12 protein-coding genes are annotated in these 15,877 nt (G+C 40.1%); 7 read left to right on the forward strand and 5 right to left on the reverse strand.

Annotation, left to right across the window (positions count from 1 at the left end):
- Positions 1-2 precede the first annotated feature (2 nt).
- From AAEY98_RS14260 to AAEY98_RS14275, 4 genes are all read right to left on the reverse strand, one after another.
- Positions 3-2,096 carry a TnsB C-terminal domain-containing protein gene (locus AAEY98_RS14260; protein WP_351017726.1) on the reverse strand — a complete coding sequence of 698 codons (2,094 nt, stop codon included), beginning with the start codon at positions 2,094-2,096 and terminating at the stop codon, positions 3-5.
- Positions 2,093-2,905 carry a TnsA endonuclease N-terminal domain-containing protein gene (locus tag AAEY98_RS14265; RefSeq protein WP_180957079.1) on the reverse strand — a complete coding sequence of 271 codons (813 nt, stop codon included), beginning with the start codon at positions 2,903-2,905 and terminating at the stop codon, positions 2,093-2,095. The genes AAEY98_RS14260 and AAEY98_RS14265 overlap by 4 nt, the downstream gene beginning before the upstream one ends.
- Before the next feature lie 503 nt (positions 2,906-3,408).
- The gene (locus AAEY98_RS14270) at positions 3,409-4,605 is read right to left on the reverse strand and encodes an ImmA/IrrE family metallo-endopeptidase (RefSeq protein WP_351017730.1); all 1,197 of its coding nucleotides are present in this window, start codon (positions 4,603-4,605) and stop codon (positions 3,409-3,411) included.
- A gap of 9 nt (positions 4,606-4,614) precedes the next feature.
- Positions 4,615-4,899, reverse strand: coding sequence for a type II toxin-antitoxin system HigB family toxin (locus tag AAEY98_RS14275; RefSeq protein ID WP_102036380.1), 285 nt, complete (start codon positions 4,897-4,899; stop codon positions 4,615-4,617).
- Between the two features lie 428 nt (positions 4,900-5,327).
- Between AAEY98_RS14275 and AAEY98_RS14280 the strand changes: the two genes are divergently transcribed.
- Genes AAEY98_RS14280 through AAEY98_RS14300 form a run of 5 tightly spaced genes read left to right on the forward strand, consistent with a single transcriptional unit; the run spans position 5,328 to position 11,102 of the window.
- Complete coding sequence (locus tag AAEY98_RS14280) at positions 5,328-7,133, forward strand: type I restriction-modification system subunit M (RefSeq protein ID WP_351017734.1); 1,806 nt, start codon at positions 5,328-5,330, stop codon at positions 7,131-7,133.
- Entirely contained in the window at positions 7,126-8,388 is a 1,263-nt protein-coding gene (locus tag AAEY98_RS14285; RefSeq protein ID WP_351017737.1) for a restriction endonuclease subunit S, read from the forward strand. Before AAEY98_RS14280 ends, AAEY98_RS14285 begins: the two co-directional genes overlap by 8 nt.
- The gene (locus AAEY98_RS14290; protein ID WP_351017740.1) at positions 8,388-8,513 is read left to right on the forward strand and encodes a hypothetical protein; all 126 of its coding nucleotides are present in this window, start codon (positions 8,388-8,390) and stop codon (positions 8,511-8,513) included. The genes AAEY98_RS14285 and AAEY98_RS14290 overlap by 1 nt, the downstream gene beginning before the upstream one ends.
- A 59-nt stretch (positions 8,514-8,572) precedes the next feature.
- Positions 8,573-9,901 (forward strand): hypothetical protein, encoded by a 1,329-nt coding sequence (locus AAEY98_RS14295; protein WP_351017742.1) that lies wholly within the window; start codon positions 8,573-8,575, stop codon positions 9,899-9,901.
- The gene (locus AAEY98_RS14300; RefSeq protein ID WP_351017744.1) at positions 9,888-11,102 is read left to right on the forward strand and encodes a hypothetical protein; all 1,215 of its coding nucleotides are present in this window, start codon (positions 9,888-9,890) and stop codon (positions 11,100-11,102) included. The genes AAEY98_RS14295 and AAEY98_RS14300 overlap by 14 nt, the downstream gene beginning before the upstream one ends.
- Positions 11,103-11,334: 232 nt before the next feature.
- On the opposite strand, the gene AAEY98_RS14305 is transcribed toward AAEY98_RS14300, so the two are convergent.
- Positions 11,335-11,496 (reverse strand): hypothetical protein, encoded by a 162-nt coding sequence (locus AAEY98_RS14305; RefSeq protein ID WP_351017747.1) that lies wholly within the window; start codon positions 11,494-11,496, stop codon positions 11,335-11,337.
- 251 nt (positions 11,497-11,747) lie between these two features.
- On the opposite strand from AAEY98_RS14305, the gene AAEY98_RS14310 reads away from it, so the two are divergent.
- Entirely contained in the window at positions 11,748-15,047 is a 3,300-nt protein-coding gene (locus AAEY98_RS14310; RefSeq protein WP_351017750.1) for a type I restriction endonuclease subunit R, read from the forward strand.
- Positions 15,047-15,760: a M48 family metallopeptidase gene (locus AAEY98_RS14315; protein ID WP_351017753.1), complete on the forward strand. Its 714-nt coding sequence runs from the start codon at positions 15,047-15,049 to the stop codon at positions 15,758-15,760. The genes AAEY98_RS14310 and AAEY98_RS14315 overlap by 1 nt, the downstream gene beginning before the upstream one ends.
- The last annotated feature ends 117 nt before the right edge of the window (positions 15,761-15,877 follow it).

Raw genomic sequence — 15,877 nt, forward strand, 5'->3', positions numbered from 1 at the left:
TTTTAATCCTCTTCATCCATGAAAAATTTTACTCTTGCATCTGAATTCGCCTGTTCATATATCATTGGCTCATTTATGCATGCATTACTAACAGCCAATTCTGGCTTTAATTTATTATAAACAGTTTGAGACTGCCTGCGTTGCTCACTTTTATCGCCCAAATTAGCTACTTGTTCTGATTTCGATAAGCCATCTATAGCTTCTTTTCGCTCACATGTAGCAACCTCAGTGACTTTTTCATTTTCAATAAAATCAGCGGTTCTTTTCACTTCATAAGAATGTTGTGCATTTGCATTACTATGTTTACGTTTTTTAAGATCATCGATAACATCAGCCCAAGGCAGACCTTTAAACCGTCGAAAATGTGGTTCAAGCTCGCATCGAAGATACTCATGCGCACCTTCACTAGGTACTATAAAAATAGCTGTAGCATCACTTTTATCGCGTACAACAACTTGCTTCTGCTGACTTCTATTAACTTTAACGCGAAGACCAGACAATTCCGGATGCACATATTTAACACCATCGATTGTTAAAATATTTCTATTTGAAATTGTCGCGGTTTCTTGTTCAAGTAATGAAAACCAAAAAAAATCTTTGTTTATCAATTGAAGAGAACCAGTCCTATGAGCGACACCCCATTTCCAAATATTATTCGGTGTAGTGGCTAATTCGGCCGGGAAGTCGTTATCACTATCCCACTTATTTAACGGCTTGTGATTGAGTACAAGAATGGCTTTCAAGATGATTTTATTTAACTCATCAAGGAGCATGGTATAGTTCTTCTGGCTGCTCATTCCGCCTGATTTTTTTGAAGTATATTGAGATACTAATCCCGGTAACTGGTGCCTTAACTCAGCATGTATACGACCAAATACACGCTCGCCATCCCCTCTTTTGTTTGGTTGTCCTGCGCCACTATTTATTATTGAAATATTGTGCATAGATGTCGCGGCTTCAATATTTTTAGTTCTAAAGTCGGAGCCTAAATCCGCAAAAAAAGCCTTGGGAAGGCCCTCCATAGGCCACTCATTCTGTTGAATATCCATTCCATGCTTTGCACATAACTTTACTTTGTTAGAAATAGCACTCGTCATCGCATTAACTACGTTGAAGTATGATGCAGGTGTTAACACTAATAAAAAGCCAGTAATTGCAGATGAGTAATCATCAACACATAGGTATAAAACCGGTCGCCCTAGCAACAGTCGATCATCACCTGCGGCTCCAATATCAAAGGGCGTAGAATCTATTGAATAAGATGATCCTGGGCCTACCATATCTTTTCTAACACTCGATGTTAGCTGACTATTGTTAGCTTTAAAGTAGATTTCACCATGTTTTGCTTGAGCTCTTCGCTCAACAGTAAAACGACTGTTGTAATAAGCTTTCAACATAGACTTACTGGGTTTTCCACTGCTCAAAAGACTTATATCACCATCACAAAATCGCGCTAACAAGTCAGTATATGCAGCATTTAAATCACAACTGTTAACCTTTTTTCCTTTTTTATCAATCAAATAACGCCCTGAAAAAATGGTACTTAAGAGTGCGGAATGCATCATTCTTTCTAACTCTGGTGACCAAAGTGAATTAGGTAAATCACCGAATTCTTTCGGACGCCCTAGACGAACACCGTTTCGAGTCTTTTTCTTGCCCTTTCCTCCGCAATAACAGTAATCTGGCAATAAAGTATTTATGCTTTGTCCTCGCTGCCAATATCGCCTCGCATAGCGGTATATCGTACTTTTAGAACCAAAACTTTGAGCAGTTAATATCTCGACTATTGCGCTTCTAACATTTTTGTCGTAAAACTCATCATTTTGAATCAGTGGTATTATCCTTTCGTAATTGCTGTCTCTCTTATTCAAGTAAACGCTACCAGCCGTATATGCCCGATTGATAATTTCAATCCATGGATCATCAATTTCAACTATTTCGTCATGTAAGTCGATATCTTCGGCATCGACTTTAAATGGAAGAGCACTAGTGCTTTCTATATCAATAAAAATACAGCAATAGTCTAAATTTTTTAAAAGACGACAAGCACGTTCATTCCACAAATAAACAGCATTCGGGCGTAGAAACTCAATCATAACTCCGCCTTAGACAAGTTTATATCTTGCCCTAAGAATTCATGAAATTCCTTGTTTAAGTCAAAATGTAAAAATCCGAGTTGCAATAAGCATTTCAACTCGTTTAAGTGTGTGCCTGCTGGCATTTGATTCTCGTCATCGAAACGAGCTAGAATTTGTGTCAGTTTCTCTGATGATGAAGCTTGAAGCTGCTCATAGATATTTGATGCTCTAGATTTAGCATCATCTAATTGATATTGAGATGCATCCGCCGTTAAGAACCACTCTATATTTCTCAAAACATTAGTATCAATATCTTTTTCAGTGATCACTAACAGCGGGATATTTCTTTTTGCTAGTGTTTCTTTCTCAAGCAACAATTTTTCTACTGTTCTGTAGTTATTAAGATCTTTAGCATATTTAACATATATGCCAATCTGCTTAGCCTCAACCCCTTGGTAAGTAACAACAAAATCGGTCGTTAACGGTAATTTTTCTTGATTGTTTTGCGGAGGGTGATTAACGCCAAGCTCAAAAGCTACTTTAAGTGACAACGGTAAGTCGTGTGAATATTGTTCTTTGATTTCAATGATATTCGGGTGAATATCTAAGAGAAGAAACACTTGATACTCAAGCTTAGATAAAAGATGACATACACGACCAGTGGTTCTACTTTTAATACGCCACATTTGCCCCTGTGACGAACACGATTGTATCGTGACGCCTGGCTTGTATTCATCTATTGAATTATGTTCACTGTTGCATCCATCGTATAAATCCATTTGTGTTGGCCCCTCATGAACAGCGCAACCAAAATTTTTACTCAACATCGTCAAATTCCTTTTCAACATACATCGCATCATCCTGAGCGATTACTTCTAAAACAATCTTAGCACAAAAAACAAACTAGTAAATGTAAGCTATTGATAACAAATAACAAAACTGGATATCATAACAAAGCAAAAAACAATCTGGATAAATGGGGTCTATAGTATTCAAACAGTTAGATATTTTTTTTGAATAAAAAAAAGTGAAAATAAATGCAAAAAACTTAGTTTTGTGACTAAATTTGACTCATGATTTTTGGTTTTTACTGAAAATAACGGGGGAATATTTTGGACTTAGCGAGTGATGTTGATGCTGCTTTATAAAAATTAGCGTGTGATTGCCATCATAAAATGCTGGCTAAAATAGTGAGGGATACTTCAAAGCGCAAACGCAGTCAAAGGCTATTCCAGTGCTTTGTGGATACGAGAACGAGCTTACAACTCGATGCGATGTCAGAGCTAAGAATCATTTTAAAAAAACTTCAATCAAACGCGAAACTTACATACTAAAAGTGACTTCTTACCTTATCTCGGAACGCTTTACCAAATGTAGAGTGATCATTACGCTCATAACGGATTCTACCAGCAACAATGCATGGTGATATGTGTAACTTACTTGCAAGTTTTTGCACGCAATCAACATCTTTCACTTCAAGTAAACTCGAAGAACCTGATGGAATTAAGCTTTCCTGGGCTAATGCATCTGCCTCTTGTTCAACTTCGTCGGCGCCTTCTGCATCTAAATTATCCAAGTACCATGTTTCAGTACCATCCACATGCAACGCAATATGTGCTAATTCATGCATCAACGAAAACCAAAAGTTATCTAATTTATCGTAGCGTAATGTAAGTGCAACGACAGGGTTACCACTAGCAGAAACACATACCGCGCCATCTAGATAAGTTTTTGGTAAATGAGCTTCAATAATTAAATGAATACCATGGCGGTTTAAAAACTCTTTCGCTAACTTAGGCCCTTGATCAGACCATGATAACTGAGCCAATTTTTTCATCCAGTTAGCATCAACTGTACCTTTAACATATTTAGCTGGTAGCTGCTCTTCTTGCGCCTTCTGTAAAATCCTGACTTGCCACGCCCATAAAGCGTAACTATTAGTCTCTTTGTCATTTGAACGTAAATGAGCAGTGGTTCTTAATAATGCTGGTTTTAGAGAAAAGCCATTGGGAACAGACTTTAAAAACAGATTGAGCTTTTCAATTGAATACTCTTTTAATTCCTTTATTGAGCCCTTAAAACCTTCGAAATAACCCCGGGTGCGCATTTCTGATATAGGAAAAGCATCCCAATCAACATCTTTGGAAATGGTATCTTTTTGGCAAGGCTCTTTTATCAAGACATCAGCAGATATCCCTAAACCGGGGCTTAACTTACGGATCATATTAAGACTTAAACTTCGCGTACCGTTTAGTACTTCCGTTACTTTTGACGCAGAGCCAAAATATGGAACTAAATCTTTTTTAATCAATCCTTGTTGTTCCATTCGAAACTTAATCGCTTCAATAGGATCAGGAGACTCAATAGGAAAGGCCTCTTCTTCATACTTTTCGATTAAGAATGCAAGCAAATCCAACTCATCATTTTCTGCTGTGTTCGGAGCAAGATCGCGATCCATTAATAGCATTAAGCGAGCTAACGCTTGCTCATGATCTTGAGTTGATTTAATTAACTTAATGTGGCCCATAATACCTCCCTAAAAGCTTTGCTTATCATACTCCGAATGAGTTCCAACCCATTCAATAACAGCAATGCCATTTTGATACCTAACTTTCACAACTAATCTGTAATGGTTACCTTTCACATTAAAGATAACCTTATTATCAGCTAAGAAATCAGCGCTTCGATATCTATTCTTTATATCTTGTGGGGTTTTCCAGTCAGCAGCACTCGCTTCTGAAAACCAAGCTTCAAGTGCCTTTTTTGCGTCAGCATGCTTTTGACTAAACTTTGTAAGTTTGTCTCTTCCTAAGACTTTCATTACACCTCAAAGTTCCCACCAAGGGAATTATAGTTACTACCACCAAAAAGGGAAGTTAATTATCACAATGGATACTACTCTGCTGTCGCTACCGTCAAAATACACTTGAGTGGCAGCTCTGCTTTAATATCCTCTTCAAGCTTATCGTAGAACATGAATAACTGCTCTAATAAATCTTGCTGAGTGGTAGCCCCTAGAAATACTAAACACTTTCTAACTGCCTATGTCCAACCATTTAGAGCCATAAGCTCGCGGCTAAGAAACAGCTCTATAGTTAATTTCATAGCCATAACAAGCAATCTCATTTGTATCAAAATCAAACAACTAACATGCCTTCATTGCTCCACCTGCAACAAAGTCGTAGAATCACATGCAATATAAAGTGCCTGTTATCAATACAGACCCACACCTTCATTTTAGGTAATTCAATGACTAACAAACTCTCCCTGCAAACCCTTGAATCATTCTTGTGGGAAACGGCCGATATTCTGCGTGGCAATATGGATGCGTCTGAATTTAAAGACTACATCTTTGGCATGATGTTTCTAAAGCGCTTGTCGGATGCCTTCGATGAAGAGCGTGAAAGGGTCGTTCAGTATTACCTCGATAAAGGTAAAACTCAGGCGCAAGCGCAAGAGCTTAGCGATGATGAAGATGAGTACGACGATACTTTTTTTATGCCCGCTATTGCCCGTTGGTCAGTGCTTAAAGATTTGAAGCATAACATTGGTGAAGCACTTAATACCGCCGCCGAAGCGATTGAAGAACATAACTCAAGCCTTGAGGGCGTGTTAGTCACTATCGACTTCAACATTAAAAATAAGTTGTCTGATAAAAAACTCCAAGATTTGTTATCGCACTTCAGTAAACATAGGTTACGCAATGCCGATTTTGAGCGTCCAGATATGCTCGGCACAGCGTACGAATACTTGATTAAGATGTTTGCCGACAGTGCGGGTAAAAAGGGTGGTGAATTCTATACCCCAAGTGAAGTAGTGCAACTGCTGGTGGCCTTACTTAAGCCCCATGCGGGTATGCGTATTTATGACCCAACCTCAGGCTCGGGCGGAATGTTAGTGCAAATGCGCAATCATCTGGCAGCACAGGGTGAAAACGCCGCTAACTTGTCGTTATTTGGCCAAGAGATGAACCTAAATACGTGGGCCATTTGTAAGATGAACATGTTCTTACATGGGGTGCATAATGCTGACATTCGTAAAGGCGATACTTTGCGCGACCCTAAACACACTCTCGGTGGTGAGTTAATGCATTTTGACCGCGTTATCGCCAATCCGCCATTTTCATTAAGTAAGTGGGGTAAAGAGGATTGCGACAACGATGGCTTTGGTCGATTCCCTTATGGCACACCGCCAAAAGATGCTGGTGACTTAGCTTTTGTACAGCACATGATTGCCAGTACCAATAATGACGGTATGGTCGGTGTGGTTATGCCACATGGGGTGTTATTCCGTGGCTCAAGCGAGAAAGCCATTCGCCAAGGCATACTGGAAGATGACCTACTCGAAGCGGTTGTCGGTCTGCCAGCAGGTTTATTTTACGGTACGGGTATTCCAGCGTGCTTGCTGATTATTAATAAGCAAAAGCCAGCAGCTCGAAAAAGAAAAGTCCTGTTTATCAACAGCGAGCTAGAGTATCAAGAAGGTAAAAACCAAAACAAATTGCGTGAGCAAGATATCACCAAAATTGTCGAAACCTTTGACAACTACGCCGAACTATCACGCTACTCAAAAGTGGTTGAATTAAGCGAAGTAGCGGATAACGATTACAACCTCAACATTCGCCGCTATGCCGACACCTCACCACCAGCAGAGATTTTTGATGTGCGTGCCATTTTGCATGGCGGCATTCCAGTTCGTGAAGTGGAAGATGCTTACATTAGGGACGAAGTCCTTAAAGGTTTTGATGTGTCTTGTGTCTTCACCCCGCGTTATTCAAATGAAGGCGGGGATCCACAGCCTGTTGATTATTATGACTTCAAAGCAGAAATTGATACTAAAGAGAAAATTAGACCGCTTGTAGAAAAGAGTTTTGAAGCAAGTTTAGTGACGTCGGATGGTGATGCGACTGAGCAAGCATCAGCAATGGCACTTGTGTTAGCACAGCTTGAACGCTGGTGGGATAAATACCATGTATCACTGCACCAGCTCGATGCTGAGGTGTCGACAGCAGAGCAAGTGATGCAAGATTATCTAAAGGAGTTGGGTTATGAATAATTTGGTTCCTGATGGTTGGGAAACAACAAATATTTCCCAAACCTGTGATGTATTCGATTCAAAGAGAATTCCATTAAATTCGCAAGAGCGAGCTTCTAGGAAAGGGGAATATCCATACTATGGAGCTAACGGTGTTCAAGGATGGATTGATGGTTTCATCTTTGAAGGTGAATATGTATTGCTTGCTGAAGATGGAGGAAATTTTGACCAGTGGGAACAGCGACCTATTTCTTATTTAGTTAAAGGGAAGTTCTGGGTCAATAATCATGCTCACATTCTAAAAGCAAAATTTGATAATGAAACTAAGTTTATTCACTATAGCTTGGTTCACAAAGACATTTTAAAACATATTAATGGTGGCACACGTGCAAAGCTGAACCAATCAGATATGAGGGACATTAAGTTCTTACGCCCCCCTCTCCTAGAGCAACAAAAGATCGCCGCGATTTTGACGTCTGTGGATGAGGTGATTGAAAAAACACAGGCGCAAATCGATAAGCTTAAAGACCTCAAAACAGCCATGATGCAAACGCTGCTGACGAATGGTGTTGGCACTAAGCAAGCCTCAGCTGATGGGGCTCTTAACAATAGAAAGGGTTACATCCCCCACACCGAGTTCAAAGACTCACCCGTCGGCAGAATCCCGAAAAGTTGGGAGGTTAAGCTGTTAGATTCGGTTGTTCACAAAATTATCGATTGTGAACACAAGACTGCACCTTATGTTGATAAGTCTGAGTACTTAGTGGTTAGAACAAGTAATGTTCGACATGGCGAACTTGTTTTAGATGACATGAAATACACTCATGCGGATGGTTATGCGGAGTGGACGAAAAGAGCTATTCCTTCACTGGGTGATGTACTGTTCACTAGGGAAGCTCCTGCTGGAGAATCTTGTCTCATGCCAGAGAATACAAAGGTCTGTATGGGTCAACGCATGGTGCTTCTTCGCCCTGATACTAATGTTATTTTACCAAATTTTTTCTCTTTGTTTTTGACCTCAGAAGTAGCTGCATTGGCCATATACTCTCTTTCTATTGGGACAACGGTAAGCAGGATAAATATTGAAGATATTAAGAGAATTCCATATGTCGTTCCTCCCTTAAGTGAACAACAAGAAATATCAAATGCGATACAAAGTGTGCAATTTTCTATGTTGAAAAAGCAAAAAAAATTGTCGACTTTATACAATACCAAAAAAGCCCTGATGCAAGATCTACTCACAGGCAAAGTACGCGTTAAGCTGGAGGCAAGCTGATGAGCCACAAGCCACCGTTCAAGTTAATCGCCAATACAGAAGATAACACCTTGAACAATGTGGAACTCCTTGATGAACTTGGCCCACTGCACGGTCAACTAAATATTGCTGCTCAACCAAATTAGCTTATCAGAGGCACCATATAAATGAACTGGCCAGAAACTAATTAAACAAAAGGATAATCATGAGCAAGGATGCTTCGCTGCAAAAATCGTTTTCTGCATTGTTAAATGAATCATTTGAACAAGCTAAAACTGAATCTCAAGCTGGGAAGCCTTTCGTGCTTGGTTCAGGGTTTGAAAATAACTTATTTTTACCTACCATCAATACCACAATGAAAATGCTTGGTGTGAGTAACCCTTTACTTACAGGTATTGCTGCATCTGAAGAAATTTATGCGTTACCTCTGGATATAAAGCGAAGCAGCCGGCATAAACTCACATCGACAGGTGTGGGATTTCCTTCTTCAAAAAAGTTTATAGTATGGCTGAGTAAAGTACTTGATCAAACATTTAGTGCTGAATCTGTTATTTCAGAAAGCACAATGTCTGAGGCCTTTCAAGTTAACTCTAACGCAAATGCTTGGTATTCAGTAATCAATCACTCTGAAGACCTTTGTGAAGCTAGCCGTAGCGAAAGCATGACGCAATTTAAGCCGCTTCTTCGGTTTTTAATGGCGCGCTGCGAAGCCGACATTGTTATGCAACAGCAAGTAAATAAAACACTATTGAGCAAAGAGTTTGATAACGAAAACTTAGCTTGTAAGCTGTCGTTACAAGACACTCTTTGGCTGACCCATTCTAATCTTGATAATACTGTTTGGCTCAAATTCACTGCGTTGCTTATTGAGAATGCTACAAGCAAGCTAAAAGATAAACAGCAGATCCTTGAAGTAGCAAAGTGCATTGTGTCATTACAGTTAGATTTTTATTTAGAAGCGATTGCGCACTATGAAGTTGGTTGTATGCTAACAATGCATGCAGACAAAAGTGAATTAACCAAGCCGAATGGCGTTTTGACGCGTGGTTTGCTTTTTTATGCCGATGGCAATGGCAAAGTTAAAAATTGTTTTGATGGCTTTTTACATGAATTGAAACGTGCTTATACCATTAAGTTGGGCAAGGTAAGTTGGCGACGACTCGCTCGGTATATTGAAATTGATGAAGATGAAAACGCTGCCTCAGGTGATTCGCTTGAAGATAAACAATATGCACGTTTAAAGAAATGGCGTAACGGTGACGGCGCTATATCAAATGCCAAGCTTCAGAGTTTTTTTGTTAATTTAGTAGGTACTGAAGAGTTAGATTTTTTAGTTACGATTTATTCTTATGCACGTATATCGCTTGGACTAGATAAGCTGTTGACTCAACTAAAAGCACAACACAAAGATAAAGTATATTCTGCAGATGAATTTAATGCGATATGTAGGGATGTCTTGGCTCAATACCCTAAATATTACCTACGTTGTGTTAAGCGAGAATTAGTCATGGTGACCGCAGATGAAACCCTATAGATATGGGAAATACTTTTTTAAACCTCCAACATTCGATAGCATATTTTTGCCTGCGCCTTCAGTGGTTGCGGAGTTATTGGGCTTACCTGAAAATATAGTTAAGACGATCCCGTACTTAGAGTCATTTTATAATCATAATCTCAACGTCAGCAGCAGTTGTAGAGCTAATCTAGCGAAAAAAGGGGCTGCTAAGCCAACAATCAATAAAATATCGCAGTGGATGAAACAACTTCCTATACCTTTTATGCTGCTGTATTCATTACCTTTGCACATAAAAGTAAGACGTGCGTTAAATGTGCGCTCAAATGCAGGAAGCTGGTTCTCCCTTGTTCATGGCCTTAAGCAGTCTAGTCACGATAGTGAGCTCCCTCCATTTATGGCATTTATTAATGAGAGATCAAATACCGATTATTTGCTTCTGCGAAACTATAAAAAGTCAGTAAAATTAGGCCTGTTAAAAAGTGACGATGAGATTGCGCACTGGGCTCATCAGCAGTCTACATGGTCTAGAGCAAGCCTAGTTCCTTTGGAGTTATTATCGGCTTACAAGCACTATGTTGAACTCAATAGCGCCGATAAGTTAAAAGCTGTAGAGCAAAAGACTCAAGCTCTTCGTGCCGTTTTTTGGATGAGACTCGATTTTTACCTTGCGGCAATAGCAACTTATGACGTCGGTACAGCGCTTTATGAGATTAGACAGGGCTCAGATATTAACTTTGAGTCATATGATGGCGTGTTTTCATCGGTTATACACTCTTATGCCGTTACTGACGAAGAGTGTACTTGCTTTGGGGCGATGTTGATGAAGTTAAGAAAGATTCTCTCACACCATAAGCAAGAATCAAGTTGGCGAGCATTAGCATCATATATATCGATTGAAGAGTCTGGCACTCGTGAAGATAAATTGAAAGATAAACAATATAAGCAGCTTAAAGATTGGCGTAATGGTGTGAATATGCCATCAGATAAAAAACTGCGAAAATTTGTTGCCGATATTATTGATCCTATAGGTGACTATGACATCGAACCTACCTTGATATATCTGCGTATAGCTAGAGGCATTGATACTATGGTTGGGAGAATGTTTAAAGAAGTAGAAAATGATAAGAAAGTTTTGCCTATTATTGCTGAAGTACTGGCGAGTTATCCTAAATATTTTGAACATTTCAAGCAGCAAGCAATTAAAAATATAACACATTGATATAAATGATGGAGAATAGACTCAACCGCCTAGCCATTGACTAAAGCGGTTGAGTTGATAGGCAAAACTTGTTACTGACCTAAAGGACTGCACAAGCTAGTCATTAATATTTTAATCGTCTAACTGCTCTTGCCAATCATCAGGGCGTTCATCTTCACCGCGGCTTTCCCAATAAGCGTCATTATTAGGATTCATTTGATTGCTATGGTTATCATCGTCATGCTTAGACATGTTATTTACCTCCCTGTTTGCCATTGCCAGAATTCTTAGCCGCTGCACTCTGTGCTTTTGCAGCAAAGCTGCCTTTAGCAACATTGCCACTACCTTGCTTTGCATTAGCACTCTGAATGCGAGCGGCTGCTTGTGGTGTCATTGGTGTTTTGTTATTACTCATTTTGTATCTCCAATTTAAAAGTGATGTTGGTAGAAGCCTCTGCCAACGGAGGGAATAATATCTGAGTATTTTGTTGTTGCAGTGGGGGGGAGATTGTCCAAATTTGAATTAATGGGTACTTTTTTACGATGAACGTGAACATATGAGCTGTTAATGAAGCTAAGTATCTGTAATATCGATGAACAAGGAATTTAAGCCGCATTCGTTTTTAGCGCTTTTAGTATTTTAATTGTACGGACAGAGCCTCAGTTATGAATCAAGATGAGTTCGATAAAGTAGAAGCCCCCGCCATTGCGCAACTAGTGAGTTTAGGTTGGGAGTACATCTCTGGGAAGGATCTATCACCATCTAGTAATCCCTCTGTAAATGAATCACCAGAGCATATTTATGCTGATGGTAAAGGCGAGCGAACTTACTTGCGTGATGTGGTACTTGTAAAGCGACTTGAAGCGGCAATTAAGCGTATTAACCCGTGGATCAGTGATGAGAACCTGCGAAAGGTATCACGTGATGTGACCCACCCTAATTTTGCGGCTTTAATGGAGTATAACCACGCGTTCTACCAAACCTTAGTCAGTTATTTATCAGTCGAACAAGATTTAGGTAAGGGACGTAAGGGGCAAACCGTTAAGCTGGTGGACTTTGATAAGCCAGAAAACAACGAATTTGTTTGTACTAATCAATTCAAAATTGAAGGCGTTAACCAGAACATCATCCCTGATATTGTTTGCTTTGTGAATGGTATCCCATTGGCTGTTATTGAGTGTAAGTCGCCGTATATTTCCAGCCCGATGAGCGAAGGGATAAACCAGTTACGTCGTTATGCTAATTTGCGCCAGAGTGAAGATCATGAAGGGGCAGAAAAACTGTTTTGGTATAATCAGCTGATGGTATCTAGCTGTCGTGATCAAGCCAAAGTGGGTACGATTAGTTCAAACTCGTCACATTATGGCGATTGGAAAGATGCTTACCCTTTCACTGAGAAACAGCTATCTGAACAATCACTTAAGAATAATATTGTCCGCCTTAATCATCCTGTGGATATACAGTTGCCCGAAGATGTACTTGCTGACACTGACACCCATATTGTGCTGCCACAGGTTGCTGAGTCTTCCGCTAGTTATACGATTGCACCCGCTCAATCTTCCTTCACCCCCTCAAATGACAGCCATACTCAAGATTATGATGCACTGACTAAGGTGACGGCGCAGCAGCGTTTATTAGCAGGTATGTTCAGTAGAGCAAACTTCTTAGATATTTTGCAGAACTTTATATTGTTTGAAACCGATGATGGCCGTGTGATTAAGAAGGTGGCGCGTTATCAGCAATATCGTGCGGTAAACAAAGTCATTGAGCGTTTAAAGTCTGGTAACGATCGCAAAGAAAAGTCCGGTGTAGTTTGGCATACCCAAGGCAGTGGTAAGTCGTTGACCATGGTGATGCTAGCAGTAAAAATGCGCCGTGATCCGGAGCTTAAAAAGTACAAGTTGGTGTTTATTACCGACCGTACCCAACTTGATGAGCAGCTATCTAATACGTTCCGTGATGCCCAAGGTGAAACCGTTTATAACGCAGGTTCAGTGGCGCAGCTTAAAGAACTGCTTAAAAAAGACAGCTCTGATTTAGTGACTGCCATGGTGCAGAAGTTTTCTGATCTTGAGAAAGAACAAGAAAAACAAAAGGGTGTTGCTGCTGGGTTTGTCGACCTTAATCCGAGCGACAAAATTATTGTATTGGCTGATGAGGCACATCGAACCCAGTTTGGTGGTTTGGCGATGACCATTAATGCAGCCCTGCCGAATGCACCCAAGATAGGCTTTACTGGTACGCCTTTGCTTAAAACCCAAAAAATGGGCCAAGCATTTGGTGGTTATATTGACGAGTATAGAATTAACCAAGCAGTAGAAGATGGTGCAACCGTTAAACTATTGTACGAAGGCCGTGAAGTGATTTCTGAGGTTGCTGGCGAGTCACTGGATAAGCTATTTGAAGAATATTTTGGTGATTACACAGAAGAAGAGCAGCGTGAAATTAAGAAAAAGTATGGTGTAGAGAAAGCCGTGCGTGAAGCGCCTGCCCGTATTCGCTGGGTGTGTATAGATCTGATTAAGCATTATAAGGAACGTATTCGTCCTGATGGTTTTAAAGCCATGATTGTGGTTGGGAGTCGTCATGCCGCCGCCATCTTTAAAAAGACCTTAGATGAGTTAGGCGCACCTCCTTCGGAAGTAATCATTTCAGGTGATCATAATGACAAGGCTTACATTGCTCAATACACGGACAAAGTACGCCAGAAACAGATTATCAATAACTTTAAGAAACCCTTTGGTATTGATAAGCAGGGTACAGAAGACAAAAATAAAAAGTTTGATAACACCGCCTTTCTTATTGTGAAAGATATGCTGCTAACAGGCTTTGATGCACCCATAGCGCAAGTAATGTATATCGACCGTAAGCTGCAAGATCATACGTTGATGCAAGCAATAGCTCGCGTTAACCGGACCTATAAAGGCAAAGAGTGTGGCTATGTTGTGGACTATCACGGTTTATCCAATTACCTAACTGATGCATTAGATCTGTTTAGCAGTGAAGATGTTGAAGGGACTTACCAAAGTTTAAAAGATGAAATACCTAAGGTAAAAGCCAAGCATACTCGGGCGATGTCATTCTTTAAAAATGTAACGGTAAATGGCCAACCAAGTGCAAATATTGATGACTATGTATTGGCATTAAAAGATGAGTCGATCCGTGCGCAATTTGATATGGCCTTTAAGCAATTTGCCAAACAGTTAAATGTGATTTTGCCTGATGTTGCCGCTATCCCTTTTATTGCTGATATGAAGTTGTTGGGCAAAATCCATAACGCGACTAAGACGCTTTATCGTGATGAAGGTTTAGACATGCATGAGATTGGCGAGAAAGTTCGTCAATTAGTGGATGAGCATATTTTGAGTATGGGCGTAGACCCTAAAATTCCACCAGTGGATTTACTGGCTGCGAACTTTAAAGACAGTATTAAACCGACGAAGTCAGATGAGTCTAAGGCATCTGAAATTGAAAGTGCGATTAAGCACCACATTACGATTAATCTTGATGACGATCCTGAATATTACCGCTCTTTGAGCTTAAGGCTCCGTGACATTATTGAGAAAACTCACGGCAAGTGGGCAGAGCAGCTTGAATTACTATTTGAGTTTACTGATGATATTAGTCACGCCCACCAGCAAGCGGCCCGTGATGTCGGCTTAACTGAAACTGAGTTTGCCTTCTATGGCATTTTGATGGCTGAAGTCACTCAAGCGAGCGATGGTGATGTGATTGATGAAAGCATTCACGATGCAATCAAAACGACCACTCAAGTATTGGTGTCGATGCTAGAAGAGGCGACAGAGATTATCGACTTTTTCAGAAAAGATGATGAAGTTAAACGGATGAAGAAAGAGATTAAGCGTGCAGTATTGGATCAACCTTTTGGTGATAAAGCGTTGGTGGCTATTCTTCAAGAGCGATTTATGGAATTGGCAAAGACTAAGTTTGGGAATAAGTCATAGTGAGTGCTGTTAAACCTGAACAAATACAAGTTAAAGGGCTTTATGTTGGTGTGGTTAGAACCAGTAGGGCTAAAACGGCTTCAATCAAGGTCGATGACGGCCTCGTTTCTGTGGTTGTTCCGAAAGCATTGGCTATTGAGCGTATCAAGCAGCTGGTGGAAGATAAATATCAATGGATAATGCAGAAGGTTGCGCTGCATGAAGAGTCCAAACCTGCCAGTGACAGAGAATTTGTTTCAGGCGAGGCCTATGCTTATCTTGGGCGAAATTATCGCTTAAAGGTTGTTATAGGGGCTTATATTCCCGTAAAACTAATCCAGGGGCGCTTGGTTGCGACCTTACCTGATGGAGCTAAGCGCAGTAATCTGGTTCGAGACGCGATTATTCGTTGGTATAAGCTCAATGCGTTACGCAAGATTAAAGAAAAAGTAAGACGTTATTCAAAAATCATGGGGCTAGAACCTAAATCAGTAAGCATTAAAACACTTAAGAGTCGCTGGGGAAGTTGCAGCCCTATAGGTGAACTCGACTTTAATTGGATTATCGTTATGGCGCCAAATCGAGTCGTTGATTACGTGGTTTTGCATGAGCTTTGCCACTTAAAGCAACTTGATCACTCGCCTAAGTTTTGGAAGGAAGTTGAGCGAGTGATGCCAGATTATGCCGAGCACAAAGAGTGGCTGAAGGTGAACGCTAGAAGGTTGGTTGTTTAATTTTACTATAATGTAAGCCAATAAAAATATTGAAATAAATACGTTTTAACAAAGTTAAAACTGGATTTTCACTAACTCACAATTGGACATCAACGATTTAAAAAGCTAGTTCTGTTT

This window comes from Shewanella sp. AC91-MNA-CIBAN-0169 (assembly GCF_040310165.1).
In the GTDB taxonomy this organism is placed as follows: domain Bacteria; phylum Pseudomonadota; class Gammaproteobacteria; order Enterobacterales; family Shewanellaceae; genus Shewanella.